This window comes from Paenibacillus tundrae (assembly GCF_030812775.1).
Classification (GTDB): domain Bacteria; phylum Bacillota; class Bacilli; order Paenibacillales; family Paenibacillaceae; genus Paenibacillus; species Paenibacillus tundrae_A.
Genome location: NZ_JAUSTI010000004.1, coordinates 383,278 through 399,516 on the forward strand (window position 1 = coordinate 383,278; position 16,239 = coordinate 399,516).

General features: G+C 44.3%; 15 protein-coding genes. 11 read left to right on the plus strand and 4 right to left on the minus strand.

The features are described 5' to 3' along the window. The first annotated feature begins 312 nt into the window (after positions 1-312). The 4 genes from J2T19_RS10080 to J2T19_RS10095 all read left to right on the plus strand — a co-directional run bounded on the left by J2T19_RS10080 (position 313) and on the right by J2T19_RS10095 (position 4,084). The gene (locus tag J2T19_RS10080; RefSeq protein WP_307215345.1) at positions 313-1,170 is read left to right on the plus strand and encodes an ABC transporter permease; all 858 of its coding nucleotides are present in this window, start codon (positions 313-315) and stop codon (positions 1,168-1,170) included. Positions 1,171-1,185: 15 nt separating this feature from the next. Next, positions 1,186-2,058, plus strand: a complete 873-nt coding sequence (locus J2T19_RS10085; RefSeq protein ID WP_056699059.1) for a carbohydrate ABC transporter permease — start codon at positions 1,186-1,188, stop codon at positions 2,056-2,058. Between the two features lie 203 nt (positions 2,059-2,261). Next, positions 2,262-3,158 (plus strand): hypothetical protein, encoded by an 897-nt coding sequence (locus J2T19_RS10090; RefSeq protein ID WP_307215247.1) that lies wholly within the window; start codon positions 2,262-2,264, stop codon positions 3,156-3,158. Between the two features lie 284 nt (positions 3,159-3,442). Then, entirely contained in the window at positions 3,443-4,084 is a 642-nt protein-coding gene (locus tag J2T19_RS10095) for a FusB/FusC family EF-G-binding protein (protein ID WP_307215249.1), read from the plus strand. Between the two features lie 68 nt (positions 4,085-4,152). Here the strand turns inward: J2T19_RS10095 and J2T19_RS10100 are convergent, their stop codons facing one another. Beyond that, positions 4,153-4,740 carry an NAD(P)H oxidoreductase gene (locus J2T19_RS10100; RefSeq protein WP_307215251.1) on the minus strand — a complete coding sequence of 196 codons (588 nt, stop codon included), beginning with the start codon at positions 4,738-4,740 and terminating at the stop codon, positions 4,153-4,155. 314 nt (positions 4,741-5,054) lie between these two features. On the opposite strand from J2T19_RS10100, the gene J2T19_RS10105 reads away from it, so the two are divergent. From J2T19_RS10105 to J2T19_RS10120, 4 genes are all read left to right on the plus strand, one after another. Continuing rightward, complete coding sequence (locus J2T19_RS10105; protein ID WP_307215347.1) at positions 5,055-5,375, plus strand: winged helix-turn-helix transcriptional regulator; 321 nt, start codon at positions 5,055-5,057, stop codon at positions 5,373-5,375. A 265-nt stretch (positions 5,376-5,640) separates the two neighbouring features. Continuing rightward, complete coding sequence (locus J2T19_RS10110) at positions 5,641-6,534, plus strand: PRD domain-containing protein (RefSeq protein ID WP_307215253.1); 894 nt, start codon at positions 5,641-5,643, stop codon at positions 6,532-6,534. A 118-nt stretch (positions 6,535-6,652) separates the two neighbouring features. After that, positions 6,653-8,569 (plus strand): beta-glucoside-specific PTS transporter subunit IIABC, encoded by a 1,917-nt coding sequence (locus J2T19_RS10115; protein ID WP_307215255.1) that lies wholly within the window; start codon positions 6,653-6,655, stop codon positions 8,567-8,569. 23 nt (positions 8,570-8,592) lie between these two features. Continuing rightward, entirely contained in the window at positions 8,593-10,062 is a 1,470-nt protein-coding gene (locus tag J2T19_RS10120; RefSeq protein ID WP_307215257.1) for a glycoside hydrolase family 1 protein, read from the plus strand. A gap of 206 nt (positions 10,063-10,268) precedes the next feature. Here J2T19_RS10120 and J2T19_RS10125 read toward each other — a convergent pair whose 3' ends face one another. Both J2T19_RS10125 and J2T19_RS10130 read right to left on the minus strand, forming a co-directional pair. Continuing rightward, positions 10,269-10,910, minus strand: a complete 642-nt coding sequence (locus J2T19_RS10125; RefSeq protein WP_307215259.1) for a LysE family translocator — start codon at positions 10,908-10,910, stop codon at positions 10,269-10,271. 148 nt (positions 10,911-11,058) lie between these two features. Beyond that, positions 11,059-11,805 carry a YqcI/YcgG family protein gene (locus J2T19_RS10130; RefSeq protein WP_307215261.1) on the minus strand — a complete coding sequence of 249 codons (747 nt, stop codon included), beginning with the start codon at positions 11,803-11,805 and terminating at the stop codon, positions 11,059-11,061. A gap of 189 nt (positions 11,806-11,994) precedes the next feature. On the opposite strand from J2T19_RS10130, the gene J2T19_RS10135 reads away from it, so the two are divergent. After that, positions 11,995-13,437 (plus strand): amino acid permease, encoded by a 1,443-nt coding sequence (locus tag J2T19_RS10135; protein ID WP_307215263.1) that lies wholly within the window; start codon positions 11,995-11,997, stop codon positions 13,435-13,437. A gap of 13 nt (positions 13,438-13,450) precedes the next feature. On the opposite strand, the gene J2T19_RS10140 is transcribed toward J2T19_RS10135, so the two are convergent. After that, positions 13,451-14,104 (minus strand): LysE family transporter, encoded by a 654-nt coding sequence (locus J2T19_RS10140; protein WP_307215265.1) that lies wholly within the window; start codon positions 14,102-14,104, stop codon positions 13,451-13,453. A gap of 357 nt (positions 14,105-14,461) precedes the next feature. On the opposite strand from J2T19_RS10140, the gene J2T19_RS10145 reads away from it, so the two are divergent. Both J2T19_RS10145 and J2T19_RS10150 read left to right on the plus strand, forming a co-directional pair. After that, positions 14,462-14,770: a hypothetical protein gene (locus tag J2T19_RS10145; protein WP_307215267.1), complete on the plus strand. Its 309-nt coding sequence runs from the start codon at positions 14,462-14,464 to the stop codon at positions 14,768-14,770. Positions 14,771-14,963: 193 nt separating this feature from the next. Next, complete coding sequence (locus J2T19_RS10150; RefSeq protein WP_307215269.1) at positions 14,964-15,827, plus strand: DUF4085 family protein; 864 nt, start codon at positions 14,964-14,966, stop codon at positions 15,825-15,827. The last annotated feature ends 412 nt before the right edge of the window (positions 15,828-16,239 follow it).

A 16,239-nucleotide genomic window follows, 5' to 3' on the forward strand; every position in this document is an offset into this window, starting at 1 on the left:
TGGGAATAAAAAAAAATCTGGGGGTAACAGCGATTGGAAGGTTGTTCTGTCATCGGAGTGATCGTGTGATATATGTTTAGATCAAACTAACAAAACCCTATCGAGCCTAACAATGTTATATAGTCAGACCTCAGAATGGCTTGATACTATTTATATCAGAGCACCCCATCACACACAAAAACTTTTTTTGGGAACAGGAGAAGCGCTATGGAGGCTAAGTTGGAGGGTAAACGAGTCCCGCAGGCCAGTCTTGGAAACAAGCTGGAGCATAAGAAGAAAAAACGTTACAAACAGCCGTGGATTCTACACTTCATGGTGTTGCCTGCGGCCATTATGGTCTTTATTTTTTCATATATTCCGATGTCGGGAATTCTGATGGCATTTCAAAATTACAAACCTGCACTAGGTTTTTTCGATTCAGAATGGGTAGGACTGAAGCATTTCAGGTACATGTGGGAAAATGATTACTTCCTGCAAATTACGTGGAACACACTGTTTTTTGCCTGCTCCAAAATTGTCATGAATCTGATCATTCCATTTGTCTTCGCCTTATTGCTCAATGAGGTACGGAAGATGGCGCTCAAAAGAACCATCCAGACACTCGTGTATCTGCCACACTTCTTGTCTTGGGTAACGCTGTCCGGTATTTTGATCGACATTCTGGCGCAAACGGGTATCGTCAATCAGTTCCTGGTCTCGGTATTTGGTATCAAGCCAATCTTTTTCCTCGGAGACGGTAACTGGTTCCGGTTCACGGTCATTGCAAGTGATGTCTGGAAAGAGTTCGGCTTCAACACAATCATCTTCCTTGCAGCTTTGTCTGGCATCAATCCATCACTCTATGAAGCAGCAGAAGTGGATGGAGCAGGGCGCTGGAAGCAAACGATCTATATTACCATCCCAGCACTCATCCCAATTGGGATTGTAATCGCAACGCTGGCACTAGGTAATGTGCTCAACGCGAATTTTGACCAGATCTTTAACTTATATAGTCCATTAATCTATCAGCAAGCGGATATTATTGATACGTTTGTGTATCGAGAAGGTCTACTAAGTGGGCAGTTCAGCTTCGCTACAGCGGTGAATCTGTTCAAATCGGTTATTAGTCTGATCCTGATCGTGATCTCCTATCGACTGGCTTACCGATTCGCCGGATATCGAATTTTCTAGAAAGGATGACGAGCCATGTATCATAAAACGCTGCCCTATCGCATATTCAGCATCTTCAACAATGTGTTTCTGACCATCCTTTCGCTGCTCTGTCTGCTGCCGCTCTATCACTTGCTGATGGTATCGCTTAGCGCGTCTGCACCTGCTAATGCCGGGTTGGTCACGTTCTGGCCGATTGGATTCACGCTCGAAGCGTATGCCAAGACATTTGATAATTCCAATTTCCTGTCCTCCCTGTGGGTATCCGTAGAACGGACGGTACTGGGTACTGGGCTTGCGCTCATCGTCAATACGCTTGCGGCGTATGCGCTGTCCAAGGAGACACGGGTGTTCCGTGCGCGTAACATCTATCTATGGTACTTTGTTGTGACAATGCTATTTAGCGGAGGACTCATTCCGGGGTACATTCTTATTCTGAAGCTGGGACTGATGAACACGCTGTGGGCGCTGATTCTGCCAGGTCTTGTGGCGGTGTTCAACATCATTCTGCTACTGAATTTCTTCCGCACGGTGCCGAAGGATCTGGAAGAGGCGGCATTTATCGATGGCGCAGGATATTTCCAGTCATTTATCAAAATCTATCTGCCCGTCTCCGTGCCTGTTATCGCCACTGTCTCTCTGTTCATGATGGTTGGGCATTGGAATGCCTATTTCGACGGGATCATCTATATCCGTGATTCGGAAAAGCTGCCACTCGCGACGTTTATGCAGACGATCATCGTGCAGGCCGACATGACCAAGCTTGATCCCGAAGCGATTGCGAATTTGTCGCAGCGGACAATCCGGGCATCTCAGATTTTCATTAGTGCATTGCCGATTCTACTGGTGTACCCCTTCCTGCAACGGTATTTTGTGACTGGGATTGTGGTTGGAGCGGTGAAGGAGTAGATGTACGGTTGTATGTAGTAAGGCAACAAGAGGATTGTAAAAGGGAGCTACTGAACTGGGGAAGGCCAGGGAGGTGGCTTCTTTTTTGCCGAATTATTTCGTTTGAATTATGAATAATTGAATCCTTATACTTTGCCATTTCAATAGTATAATAATGGGAATATACGTTGGATCATCATTCGTAGATAAGGAGAACAAATACAATGGTCATAATGGTTGAGCCATCCGCTGAGCGGATTGGGCGTTGGATCGACGCCTATGTTCCTAATAAAGATCTATTTTTTCTCAGGGAGGAGCATCTCATTAAACTAGAAATGCACCTTAACGATGTGTTGATTTTTCCGAGCAAAGAATTCTTTCGTCATTCCTCATATAATCAGATACAGTTTGTTAATAGCTTTGAATATTGGAAGATAGACAAAGAAATACAATATGTACTTGTCGCTAACCCGAATTGGTTGTGTTCTCTCTCAAGTGAGATGCAGAAATGGATCAATCATATTCAGCGTACAGTACATCGTGGTTTGATCTTACCGACCTCGTTGCTCCCTACTCCGTATACATTTCCTGAGGAACATTTGGTGAAGGATCAGGGAGAAGAATATGTCGTTCTACACAGTAAACTATGGAGTAAGCTTCCGTATAAAGTGAAGTTGGATCTACTCAAAGGTCATGCTAAGAAGTGGGATGACTGGAACGGTTATGCGCTGGACGATTCTATTCCTTCTCATTTGCAGAGATATGCTAATACGTTCCCAGCTGAAGGAGGAGGGAATTGTTTAGCTGCAACATTGTTCGCTGTATCTCAGCAAGAATGGATTCTGAATGAATGGGTTCATCCAGAGACATTTGTAGAAGGCCTCAAGAGAGCCCATTATGTTATGAGAGATACAGAGGAGCTTCGTACGGGTGATGTTGTTGTATGGATGGATGCTAACGATATCGTTCAACATGCCTCGTATCATATGGGTCAAGATCTGTTCTTTAATAAGGATGGTCAGACTTTTTTTAATCCTTGGAAAGTGATTGATTGGAAGACACTCAAGCTGGAATGGGCGAGATACACCTATAAGGTGTATCGGAAAGAAATTTTAACATAAAGGAACACAGTCCATTGCCCCCACATTCCTAATCCTGCTATAATTCCGGTATATCTACTGCATTGGGGGTTATACCGTGGCAATATTGGCTGTGCCGGATTGCTCGTTCGCTAGAAAGGCCTTACGCAAAGCCTGAAGAGGGGCGGACTTTGTGTAGGGCGCGACGAGTATGCAATCGATCGCCCTGTAAGTGCGTAAGTACGTAAGTACGAATCACATGATGTTTCATCCCGCTGGCTTTGCACCTTATTGGATTGATCAATAACTATAAGGGGCTGAACGCCATGCAAACACCATTTATTCATAATCATCAATTTAATTATATTCATAAGCAAGCCAATTTTCTGGTCAAAACGCTACGCTCGGTCGTGGATCCTAAAGTATTGGAGACCGTGCGTTATACGGTCGGCACGAATGTCATTGAAGTCTTTGATGAGCTGACATCGGAACAGAAGCATCTACTGGAGCCGTTATCCACGTATGATACGCCGCATGACGTGCAATTGTATCTGAACGAGCTGGAAGCATATCTGATTCCGTTTCCGCACATATCGGCAAAGCAGATTCAGAAGTTGTTTCCTAAGGCAAAAAAACTCAAATTGCCTGATTTCGAATCCATCAATTATGCACACACGACGTATCTGAGATGGATCGACATTGCGACGAGCCGTTTGTTCATCGTTTACCCTCACGAAGGCAAATTCTTCGGTATTGAGGGACGGATCACGGCTACGAACAAGAAGGGATACTGTATGTTCTGCCATCGCCATCAGGAACTTGGGTTCTTCAACGTGAAGACCAAGAGCCATTCGCCAGATCACTTTAGTGCCATCGGTCAGTATGTATGCATGGATAACGATGCTTGTAACCATAGCATTAGTGATATAACGATGCTGGAGAAGTTTCTCTTCTCGGCAGTAAAATAAGGTAGTTACACAGCAAAAAGGTCGCTCTTCGGAGTGACCTTTTTCGCTTCATCAATGCGCTATAATCCTTATTGCACCGGAATATCCTTGTCATAATCCAGCCCTAACTGATAAGCATGGTTAAACAACTGCTCATAATGCTCTGGTGCAGCATCCAATGTTTCATACAGAAATTCAACTCTCGAACGAGACACGCCGCAGTAATCGGCAATACCCACGTTGAGCAGATTCTGAATGGATTCATCATAGTTGCGCTTTTGCATCTGTTGTTCTGTCACACCTGAAAGGGCAATCCATAGTATTTGCTGATGATGAAGCTTATTTGCGCCGTAGGCAAATCCGTTATTAAATACACGATCAATATAACCCTTCAGCATAGCTGGCAGATGCCACCACCAGAGGGGGAACACAAAAGCTACAGCATCATGCTTCTTCAATCGCGCCATCTCCGTTTCGATCTCAGGAGAGAATTCTTGAACTTCTTGAGTAAGGCTTGGTTCATCTCCTTCGAGAAGGAGAGGGTCGAAGCCAATGCCGTGTAAATCCAATATCTCCGCACTGTGACCAGCCTCAGTTAGCCCTTGCACAAAACGATCAGTAACCTGAAAAGTCAGGGAATTTTTCCTCGAATGCGACACAACAACTAATACGTTCATACGTATCGTTCACTACCTTTCTCGATCATGATTAATAGCCATGCCCTGTAGCCAATGCTATTATAGACGAGGAATGAAATCGTTGGGAAGAACGCACTTTGATGTTCTATAGGAAGAAATAAGTTCTATAGGAACATGAAAGTACCCTTGTTAAATAGGAATTAATGAACAATAAACAGGAAGCAACAAGAAACTAGAGGGAATCTAACGGTATAACGACTGCTAGTTTATAAGGGGGAAGAACGTTGACGGAGAATGGGGAAGGTAGTGCTCCTAAGAAGTACAAAGTAGGCGTCGAAGCAGCCTTGGAAGTGATGGGAGGGAAGTGGAAGCCACTGATTATCTATCATCTGACGACAGGATGCAAACGTTCATCAGAGCTTCGCAGGCTAATACCAGAAATCACGCAGAAAATGTTAACTACACAGCTTAGAGGATTGGAAAAGGATGAGATTGTACAGCGAAAGGTGTATTCAGAGGTTCCGCCTAAAGTGGAATATGAGTTAACGGACTATGGCTGGGGACTTAAGCCTGCCCTAGATCTACTATGTTACTGGGGTGAGGAGCATCTGGATAAGGTGTATGGAGATCGATTCAAGGTGCTTGAGGAGTTTGATGCTTCTGAGAAACGTTGAAGACGTGAGCGAGGGAACAGAAGCATGACTATGTGCCTATAAATCAGTTTGTTTTATTTATTATTGAAAATATGGAAAATGCGTACAAAACCATAGTGTAGCTAGAATAGTTGATTCTTTCCCTCTCAATGGATGCTGAACTTGTTTTGAGAAAATTTCAGTTGACACCGTTTTCATGAAATGATACATTTAGCCTATAATTGAAATGGGTGTTACTGATTCGATCAGGCATAACCATGTTAAAAATACGTGATGTATTTTTAAGATGGATTTTTGTGCTTTTTTAAGAGGTGGGGTAAGTAAAGTGAGGTATGTTAAAGCCTTCAACAATAACGTGGCTTTAGTTAAAGATCTCTCTGGACTTGAATGGGTAGTGATGGGCACTGGAGTAGGCTTCCAAAAGAAAAAAGGGGATTTGATCGAAGAAACGAGTATCCGCCGGAAGTTTGCAGCAGAGGATTCAGCAGCGAAGAAACCTCTCGTGCAAGTATTGGATCATATGGACCCGGATGTTCTCGATGTAGCGGTAGAAGTGGTTAAAAATGCTGAGGTCTCACTGGGTACAACGTTTGAGAACAACATTTATCTAACTATCGCCGATCATTTGAACTTTGCGATTATTCGAGCAAATGAGCAAATTGAGTACGTCGAAACGAACCGTTGGGAAGTTAAGAATCTATATCCGAAGGAATATCTCGCAGCTCAAGAAGCTATCCGGCTTGTATTCGATCGCCTTGATGTTCTTTTGCCCAAAAGTGAGGAAACCTTCCTTACCTACCATTTCGTAAATGGACAGCAGACCAAAAAGACACGGATTGAAGAAACGTTGAAAATGACGGAAGTTATTAATCGAATTATCGAAATTATCCAATATCATTTTCAAGTAAAATTGGATGAAGAATCGCTGAGCTACACTCGATTTATCACCCATCTGCGTCACTTTTTTATTCGTCAATTCAAGCAAAATCACATCGAGGATCAAGAGGTTGATCTAACGATCGTCGAAGTGGTCAAGAGCAAGTACCCTCGTTCCTATCAGGCAGTTGAGAAAATTGCACATCTGCTCGAACGGAAATATGGTTGGGCGCTTTCGCCAAATGAAAGACTGTACCTTGCCCTTCATATCTGGCGTCTAACCAGCCAACTTGAAACTAAATAGGTCAACCGTGGAATTGTTACTGAATCATGGATTCAGGCGTTACCCAAGCATAGGAGAGCCAACAAGGCTCTACGTTGTTTGGGTATTTTTTTTGGAGATTATGGAGAGGGGATTCGCGATGAAAGCATATCAGGAGTTAGCTAAACAGATTGTAGAGAAAGTCGGAGGGAGGGAGAATGTAGAGCAGTCCTGGCATTGTGTGACCCGCTTGCGTTTCTTGGTGAGTGACAAGGAGAAGATTAAGCTAGAAGAGATCAAACAATTAAAAGGAGTCATCGGTGCACAATTCTCCGGTGATCAATTTCAAGTTATCATTGGTAATCAGGTGGCTGATGTATTCGCAGAAGTTGAGCCGCTAGTCGGAACTGGAGGAGCTAAGGCAGAGAGCGGAGAGAAAAAAGGAATCATCTCCTCCGTCTTTGACTTCATCTCAGGTGTATTCACCCCGCTCATTCCAGCACTAGCCGGAGCAGGTTTGCTCAAAGGCTTCCTGGCGATGTTTGTGACATTCGGGTGGTTGAGTAATCAGAGCGAGACGTATCTAGTGTTGAACATGATCGGGGACGGACTCTTTTACTTCTTGCCTCTGTTCCTGGCTGTGACCGCTGCGCGCAAAATTAAGACGAATGAGTATGTTGCACTCGCGCTAGCCGCACCGATGCTATACCCGACGATGGTCAATGCGGTTAATTCAGGTGGAGAGATCACCAGCTTTACCATTTTCGGCGGGATAACCATCCCGGTCATCAACTATTCATCATCTGTTATTCCGATCATACTCGGGGTCATTCTGCTGAAATATGTAAGTGCTTTTGTGAAGTCATGGATGCCAAACGTTCTGACAATGATGTTCACACCGTTGCTGTCCCTCATCATCGTGGCTCCAATTACGCTGTGGCTCATCGGACCAATGGGTACATATGCAGGTAATTGGGTGGCAAGTGGACTCGTATGGTTGTTCGATGTGGCTGGTCCACTAGCCGGCTTCTTGGTAGCTGGTTTCATGCCACTGCTCATTATGACAGGTATGCACTATGCACTTGTTCCTATTATTTTTCAAAATTTCGCGAGCTACGGGTTCGACCCGATTGTCTCTCCGATGATGCTGCTTAGCAATGTTGCCCAAGCCGGAGCTGCATTTGCAGTCGCAGTGAGAAGTAGGAACTCTCAATTTAAACAATTGGGTGCATCTACAGGCTTCTCAGCACTTCTGGGTATCACGGAGCCTGCGATGTACGGGGTTAACATGAAATTGAAAAAACCACTGTATCTTGCAATGGTCTCTGCTGGGGTCATGGGCGGAATTGCAGCATGGATTGGAATTAAGAAACAAGTACTAGGCGGACTGCCAGGTCTCTTCGTTTTACCAGCGTATGCTGATCCGGCGGGTAACTCGTATAACCTGGTTATGACCTCGATTCTTTTTGCTGGAGCCCTGCTTGGCGCATTTATCCTTGTTATGATCTTCGGCTTCAAAGACATTCCGGTTGAAGGCCAACCGGCGGAGAAGAACGAAAAACCTGTTCAAACCAAGCCGAAAGCAACGGGTGCGGTATCAACTGACGTTGCTACCAAAGGACCAATCAACATCCATTCGCCATTGAAAGGACAGATTGTGAATCTTCATGAGGTTTCCGACCCAACATTCTCAGAAGAAGCGATGGGCAAAGGTATTGCGATTGAGCCAGAAGAAGACCGCATCGTGTCACCGGTTAATGGTGAGGTTAGCATTTTGCCGAAGTCTGGTCATGCTATTGGGATCAAAGGAGATGATGGTGAGGAATTGCTCATCCACATCGGCATTGAGACCGTCTCGCTAAAAGGTAAGCATTTTACAAGTCTGGTGAAGCCAGGGGATCGACTCGAAATAGGACAGCCTTTAATTGAATTCGACCGTGCCGCCATTCGCGAAGCGGGTCTTGAGACGGTAACGATGATGATTGTCACCAATACCGCCGACTATCTAGACGTACTGACGATTAACGAAACAGGTCCTATTTTCGAAGGAGAACGAGCATTAACCATTATGAAATAAAACTAAACTAAGGAGTGATTCATATGACAACAGTTCAAACAGGTTTTCCAAAGAACTTCCTCTGGGGTGGCGCAACTGCCGCCAATCAGGTTGAAGGGGCGTATAACGTAGGTGGTAAAGGACTCACAACAGCTGACATGGTTCCTTTTGTACCCAAAGAAAAGCGTGGGTTAAACTTCGCCATCGATGTAACCTCTGATTATATCGAGAAGGCTCTCAACGGGGAAGTAGACGATCGCTATCCAAAACGTGACGGCGTCGATTTCTACCACCGCTACGAAGAAGATATTGCGCTGTTTGCGGAGATGGGTTTCAAAGCCTTTCGTCTGTCGATTAACTGGGCGAGAATTTTCCCGAATGGCGATGATGCAGCTCCAAGTCTCGAAGGACTGGAATTTTATGATCGAGTATTCAATGAGCTAGAGAAGTACGGCATCGAACCAATCGTTACGCTGTCTCATTATGAGACTCCGCTGGCGCTGACTCGCAAATATAACGGTTGGTACAGCCGTGAATTAATTCCGCTCTTCGTGAAATATGCGGAAACGCTCTTCAATCGCTACCGCGATCAAGTGACATACTGGATTACATTTAACGAGATTAACATGATGGGACATAGTCCATATACGGGTGGGGGCGTACTGGTCGATAAGCTTCCGAACCAAACCAAGGAACAAATCGCTTATCAAGCGTTGCACCATCAATTCGTAGCGAGTGCATTGGTGACGAAGCTAGCACACGAGATCAATCCAGATGCTAAAGTAGGCTGTATGCTGGCTAGGGGACAGACCTATCCGGTAACCAACAATCCGGAAGATGTGTTACTCGCACAACATTATAACGACCTGAACCTGTTCCACACGGATGTACATGTTCACGGCGAATACCCATCCTTTATGAACCGTTACTTTGCCGAGAACAATATTGTGATCCAGAAGGAAATTGGCGATGATGAAATATTGAAGCAGTATCCTGTGGATTACGTATCGCTGAGTTATTACATGTCCAAGTCGGTTGCATCCAACTCCGAAGATTATGAACAGGTATCTGGTAATCTCACGACGTATGCAGTGAAAAATAAATACCTGGATACGTCCGACTGGGGATGGCAGATTGATCCGAAAGGGCTTCGTATCACGTTGCGTGATATGTATAACCGCTATAGAAAACCTCTTTTCGTTGTGGAAAATGGTCTGGGTGCTTATGATACGGTCGAAGAAGATGGCTCGATTCATGATACGTACCGAATTGATTATCTCAAGAAGCATATAGAGCAAATGAAAGAAGCGGTTAAAGAGGGTGTGGACTTGATTGGGTATACGGCTTGGGGGCCGATTGATCTAATCTCCATGTCCACCTCCGAAATGTCCAAACGATACGGATTCATCTATGTGGATCAAGACGACGAGGGTAACGGTACATTGAACCGATTCAAGAAGGATTCGTTCGAGTGGTACAAGCAGGTTATTGCGACCAATGGAGAAGAGTTGTAAGTTTGAATTGATTTAATCGAACATGAGATTTCTATAAAAGAAAAGTGTCGGCTCGTGCACTCGTGCATGAGCCGACACTTTTTTGCTCTTTATTAAGGAGTTTGATTAGAATGTAGCTATCTTAGAAATCACCTTCTATATTACATATCCATTATGGACACGGAAATGATCGCATAAATTATGAGCGTAAAAAGGTTATTCAGTTATTACAAGATATGCCACACGGCTAGCACAAACTTGTACAAAAAGTAGACCGCGAACCCCAGTAAAAGTACACCCGCCAGAGCCGAGACAACTTGTATCATTTTGGAACTCATCATTTTGCGTGTGATGGACACGATGGAGACTAGACCCACATCATGTAGAAGAATTCCACAGAGCACACCGAGTCCAGCGAAGATAAAGCTCAATTTGCCAGCAGCTTGGTAGGAATCAGATAATACGGTACCAAACACGGATATCCAGAAAATAAGATTACCTGGCGAGACAGCAACCAGTAATCCATTGCGATATGTTTTCCAAAATGATTTGTTTGTTTTTGCGTTCTTTCCCTCGCTAGAGACCAGATTAAGATCCGAGTTTCGGATAGAATCGTACCCTAGAAAGGCTAAGAAGCCTGCACCAGCGAGCCATAACGGAATCTGAACATACGGAAGTGACAATAGAGAGGCGAAGCCAAAATACATGGCAAGGATTAATCCAGCATCGACAGTCATTCCACCAAGGCCTACTGCCCAGCCATGCATGAATCCATTCCGTAATCCCTGCTTGGTCATCTCTACGGTAATCGCTCCAACAGGCATGGCAATAGCGAGTCCAATGAGTACGAATTTAATATAGATTTCCATAATCATTTCCTTTCTATACATGGATGATTACATGAGGGCTTGTCCGCTGGTGGTTCACGAAGTATGCCTGTGGTGCATTCCGCTCTCCTCGGGGAACCGCTGGTACTCAGCTTATTCGGAGGAGAGCTTTTTTAGAATCGGGATGCCGTTATGACTTGCCTTTTTCCTGCAGGGATCGAAGAAATGGACATTTGGAAGGAGCGGTATCATCATCACGAAGAAAATACTGTTTGTACTCCAAGTTACCTTCGCTTCCATATTGCTTCAATTCAGGATGAGCTGGAATGGTATCATACGCAGCCAGGCGTGCACGAATTCTAGGAGCGATGGCTGCAGCTCGTTGAGGTTGTTCATTCCAGAGATTCAGCACCCAGCGGGGTGTTAGAGCCAGCATGAGATAGGGAAAGTTTCTACTTTGACGAGACGTATGTGCAGGTGTACCACAGTACACGAAGTATCGCTCATCCCCGAAACAAAATTCCCAAAGTGGATTTTCCGGATCTTCGGGAATATCACCTGGCCAAGGCTCACTATCCAAATCCCGAATTTCACTTAATAAGTTCCAGAAGGTTTTTTCGTAGTCAAGAACACTCCGGATTTCACTTTCTTGCTCAAAGAACACAACGAGAGAAGAATAGTCACCGAAAGAACGGGACGACTTCCCATATTCCTCAACAATTCTTGATAATTGCTTTGCGGGGAGATCGTGCTCAGAACAGGAGATGAATCCATATCGGAGGTGACCCAGCGCATGAGCCTGTGTAGCCGGAATACAGGGGAAGCGCGCCTCCCGGTCGCTCATTTTGGCAGAAAATAGACGATGCGCATCCCTCATCCAGGGATCAAGCGTCAGTTCATGATTTTCAATCTCGACAGAAGAAAACAACAGCGGCATGAACAGTCCTCCTTTTTACTACTACTAGGATATAACCTAGCGTCAAAATGGTGACTGTCCACACCTCACCTTACATATGTAAAAAGATGTCTCACAAATTATTTCTTTGACACAGTCCTGACATGTTTCCGTGTGAATGGGGCAGGCTACTTGAAGCAGCTTGGAAATGATGTAGAAAGGACTGACAACATGAGTAAGGCATCCAATTCGTCAAAAGAAGAAAAGAAATTGAAATGGTGGCAGTTAAGTCTGCTCGGTGTGGCAGGAACGATTGGAACAGGATACTTTTTAGGCTCAAGTCTTGCGATATCCATTGGTGGCCCTGCGGTATTAATCGCGTATGCCTTAGCTGCTCTGGGTACATATGTTGTTTTTGATGCTTTGGCACGAATGACTTCAGATCATCCAGAAGAGGGTTCATTCCGTTCCTATGCAAAGAAGGCTTTTGGGAACTGGGCTGGTTTTGCCAGCGGGTGGGTATATTGGTTCTCTGAGTTGCTTATTATGGGGAGTCAGTTGACGGCTCTGTCGATATTTTCTCGATTCTGGTTTCCCCATGTTCCGCTGTGGGTCTTTGCCGCAGGATTCGGCGTAATCGGCCTATGTATCGTATTTTTTGGCAACAAAGGATTCGACCGGGTTGAGAATGTGCTCGCCATCATTAAGATCGCAGCCATTATTATGTTCTTGATCCTAGCTATTGCGCTCCTCGCCGGTTGGATTGGAGGAACGAAGTACGATCATAAAGTACCAATGGATCTGGCGGCGATTTTTCCCAAGGGTGGAGTAGGCTTGTGGGCTGCATTTCTGTTTGCGTTCTATGCCTACGGAGGGATTGAGGTGCTGGGAATTATGTCTTATCGGTTGGAAAAGCCCGAGGACGCACCCAAGGCAGGCAAGGTGATGCTCATCTCCCTATCGACTGTATATGTCGTTTCCATTGGTCTTGCGTTAATCATGGTACCACTAAGTGCGTTTAATCCCAAAGAAAGTCCGTTTGTCCTGGCACTGAGCAGCGATCATCTAGCCTTTGTTCCGCACCTGTTCAATGGCGTGCTGATTGTGGCAGGTTTCTCGACCATGACGGCATCGCTCTATGCAGTGACCTCAATGATTATTACACTGGCGAAGGAGGGAGATGCGCCGACGTTATTCTCGCGTAAGTGGAAGAAGAAATATCCCTTATTCGCACTCTCCCTCATCGGGTGTGGGCTTATTGGAACGATTGTTATGTCTCTGCTACTGCCGGGTAAAGTGTATGAATATATTACGACTGCAGCTGGATTAATGCTGTTATATAACTGGTCGTTTATCTTGTTGTCCTCTGGTAGACTATTGAAATCAGGAAAGTTCGATGTCGTCAAACGTTGGATTGGACTGGTGCTCATTACGTTAGCCGTGACCGGTACGCTCTTCCACGCACTCAGTAGACCCGGCTTATTCATAAGTCTCCTGCTGGTGTTGCTTATTGGAATCAGTGATGTCATTGTACAGCGCAAACGCAAGAAAAAGTCCTCGACTCAATCGGCAAGCGCTGGGAAGGAAGACGAGGAAGCGGATGAACCAAGTACTGAGGAAGAAGCCGGTTATCACATCACTGGCATACGTCTTCGCAGAAGTAAGGTGAAATGACGGGCAAATACGATTATAGAACCAACAGAACTTGAACGGCTTTGACACCAAAATAAATACCAAAACCAATCAGGGACACTCCGGAGATCAGTCCGATGGCTCGAAGTACCACAGACGTGAGATATTTGCGGAAAAAGCTGACCGCTGTTGCCATGCACAAGTCCCACAGTAGAACACCGAAGATAATAGCACCACTGTAGATCAACATCTGATCTAGTGGAGAGTCATTGACCGCTTTAGCCAGAACAGATCCGTATATGCCAAGCCAGAACATGATGGATAGAGGGTTGAATAGAGACATTAGGAACCCTTGAACAAATGACTTTGATAGTTCGGAATGGCCTCCTCTCGTCTCATTGAGAGCGAGGCTTCCTGCATTTTTCATACTTTCTACGCCAGTGTAAACGAGTACAAAACAACCAAAGAGCCACAAGAATACCCTTACAAAAGGCAGTTCCAGTAAGTGCACAACGCCAAAGTATACAAGCAACATGTACAGGATATCTGCTGCGATTGCTCCCAGTCCAACAAACCATGCTGGCATGAAACCTCCACGGACACCCTTGTCCAATTGTGCTGCATTAATGGGTCCCATAGGCGCCGACAGGGTTAGCCCAAGAAAAACATAGCCTAATAAGATCGAGATAGAAGTCTCCTCCTTTCGCATACTTTACTAGCTTATTCTGCGAATGGCTCTTATAGGACAGGTTTATCTCCTATTCATGTGAGGATCGAGCGGAGTATCGAAGATTTCATTTGAATATTAAAAAGTAGATAAGGTACTATGTAAAAGAAGGAAATATTTGAAAAGTGCTAGAGCGGGAGAGGGGTGGCTGACAGATAGGTCAATGGCATATAAATAATCATCTTAACGAGTGGAGGAGAGAAATAATTCGTGAGCTATTTGACAATCTATCCTAGAGCCAGGTTGAATTTAATTATGATGCTCCTCCTTGGAGTTATGCTATTTACAATTTTGCACATTAACCAAGAAGGTTTTTCTAAGTATTTCATTCTATTTCTAATGGCACTTACGTTCACTAATATCATCATCACGATCAGACGTTTATTATCTGCTAAACCAAGCATTACTCTAGGTGCCGATTATGTGATATCTACAAAAAACAAGGGATATGATGCCTCCCAAATCGAGTGTGTCTATATGAACTACAAGCGAATTGGTATTAAGCTTCGTGGTCGCAGACTCGTTCCTTCCGATCTGTGTTTTTATTTCGACTCTAGCCAAGAGAGAGAAGGATTAGAAGATTTATATGAATGGGCAGCACGGAACCAAAAAGACGTGAAAAACAAGTTTTTTCAAACCTTAACGTAGACCTGTGCGTCTAATTATAGGGACAGCTAATTATAAACGGACACGAATTCCAGGTGCAGCACAATTTTCGTCACAGATGAAGAAGGTGTATGCATCCATTAGCCCAATAGATCATTGAAGGACATCCAAATGGAGATATAGCCACACAGTGGGCTATGAGAGAGATTTATAACATCAGTGGGAGAGATCATCTATGAAATATTTAACGAACGAATGGTATGAACTGTGTCAACGGACTGGACTTCATTTTGGCATGAAAGTACATAGCGGAGCTAATGAGTTGGACGAAGCCCTTTTTCAACGACTGTATGAGAGAAAAGAACAAGCACATGTAAAGCAAGAGCGCGAAATTTACAATACCGACCCTCGGTTCATGTTAAAGCATGATGGTGAGGTCTTAACACGGGCTGACCAGTTTTTCAGCGGAGAAGAGGTAACAGAAGAGCATCAGATCGTGTATTCCATGCCACCGGAAGAAAGAGCGCATATCGAGAAGCTCATTGCAGCGTATGATGCCCGCCCTCCGTTTGACGAGAAGAAATGCCAAGAAGAGTACAAAGAAATGATGGAGTGGAATTATAAACAACAGGCTGAGCGATTACCCCAAGAAATCTATGACCGAATTGCGGATATTCGTTTATTTACTTTAGGCTATTGCACGAGAGGCATAATGCGTCAATTGAAGAAACAGAGCAAACGAAATGAAGAACAAATCCAGCTTGTGCTGAAGGAGTACAGAGAAGTGAACGTAGCGCAAGACATTCCAGTCGAGGTGCGTCGACGATTGCATTTCCACGATTGTACGGTGACGGAACTCGTAACAGGTGATGAACTTGTCATTCGATTCGATACTCGCGGAGGCTTTACGAATATAAACAAGCTCACACTGATTGCACCCGAAATCATCAAGCAAGTAGGAGACATTGTCCAACGATACTGGCTATATGAAGAACTTTATCGGATCGATGATGGATATGAGCTTCACATTCTGTTTGAAGGTACAGGTATGCCTGAACTGATTGTTCGCTGTAAGGATTTTCTCGTAGAGATCGAGTAGGGGCATATTGAATGCGATCTGTTTAGAAAAATTGAAATAAGCACTCATGTGCAATCACAGATTTAAAGTTTTAGTTGAATCAATTTCATAAGTCATTAAAACGAATTTTTTGTAACTAGATATAGACAAATTAAACCGTTTTGATCTATATCTCGCCTTGATTTAAGCAGCTAACGGTATTATGAAATTGATTCAGTTAGTAAGGAGTTGTACGTTATGGGATTGTTCGGCGTTTTATTGATAATATTCGTGAGCATCTTTGCTTTTCTCATCATTGCCTTTGTTATACGTTATGCGATAGATTCATCCCAAACATCGAGAAGACTTGACGTTCTAATTCAAGAAGTCAGGTACTTAAGAGCTGAAGTGAAAAGACAGAATCAAGGTGATTCAGATGACAACAACCATATTT

What these genes read in the sequence shown, in the direction of transcription:
- J2T19_RS10135 (WP_307215263.1), top strand. Translation starts at nt 11,995, where the DNA reads ATGAGTAAGGCATCCAATTCGTCAAAAGAAGAAAAGAAATTGAAATGG.
- J2T19_RS10140 (WP_307215265.1), bottom strand. Translation starts at nt 14,104, where the DNA reads ATGCGAAAGGAGGAGACTTCTATCTCGATCTTATTAGGCTATGTTTTT.
- J2T19_RS10150 (WP_307215269.1), top strand. Translation starts at nt 14,964, where the DNA reads ATGAAATATTTAACGAACGAATGGTATGAACTGTGTCAACGGACTGGA.
- J2T19_RS10125 (WP_307215259.1), bottom strand. Translation starts at nt 10,910, where the DNA reads ATGGAAATCTATATTAAATTCGTACTCATTGGACTCGCTATTGCCATG.
- J2T19_RS10120 (WP_307215257.1), top strand. Translation starts at nt 8,593, where the DNA reads ATGACAACAGTTCAAACAGGTTTTCCAAAGAACTTCCTCTGGGGTGGC.
- J2T19_RS10100 (WP_307215251.1), bottom strand. Translation starts at nt 4,740, where the DNA reads ATGAACGTATTAGTTGTTGTGTCGCATTCGAGGAAAAATTCCCTGACT.
- J2T19_RS10130 (WP_307215261.1), bottom strand. Translation starts at nt 11,805, where the DNA reads ATGCCGCTGTTGTTTTCTTCTGTCGAGATTGAAAATCATGAACTGACG.
- J2T19_RS10145 (WP_307215267.1), top strand. Translation starts at nt 14,462, where the DNA reads ATGGCACTTACGTTCACTAATATCATCATCACGATCAGACGTTTATTA.
- J2T19_RS10115 (WP_307215255.1), top strand. Translation starts at nt 6,653, where the DNA reads ATGAAAGCATATCAGGAGTTAGCTAAACAGATTGTAGAGAAAGTCGGA.
- J2T19_RS10090 (WP_307215247.1), top strand. Translation starts at nt 2,262, where the DNA reads ATGGTCATAATGGTTGAGCCATCCGCTGAGCGGATTGGGCGTTGGATC.
- J2T19_RS10095 (WP_307215249.1), top strand. Translation starts at nt 3,443, where the DNA reads ATGCAAACACCATTTATTCATAATCATCAATTTAATTATATTCATAAG.
- J2T19_RS10080 (WP_307215345.1), top strand. Translation starts at nt 313, where the DNA reads ATGGTGTTGCCTGCGGCCATTATGGTCTTTATTTTTTCATATATTCCG.
- J2T19_RS10105 (WP_307215347.1), top strand. Translation starts at nt 5,055, where the DNA reads ATGGGAGGGAAGTGGAAGCCACTGATTATCTATCATCTGACGACAGGA.
- J2T19_RS10085 (WP_056699059.1), top strand. Translation starts at nt 1,186, where the DNA reads ATGTATCATAAAACGCTGCCCTATCGCATATTCAGCATCTTCAACAAT.
- J2T19_RS10110 (WP_307215253.1), top strand. Translation starts at nt 5,641, where the DNA reads ATGGATTTTTGTGCTTTTTTAAGAGGTGGGGTAAGTAAAGTGAGGTAT.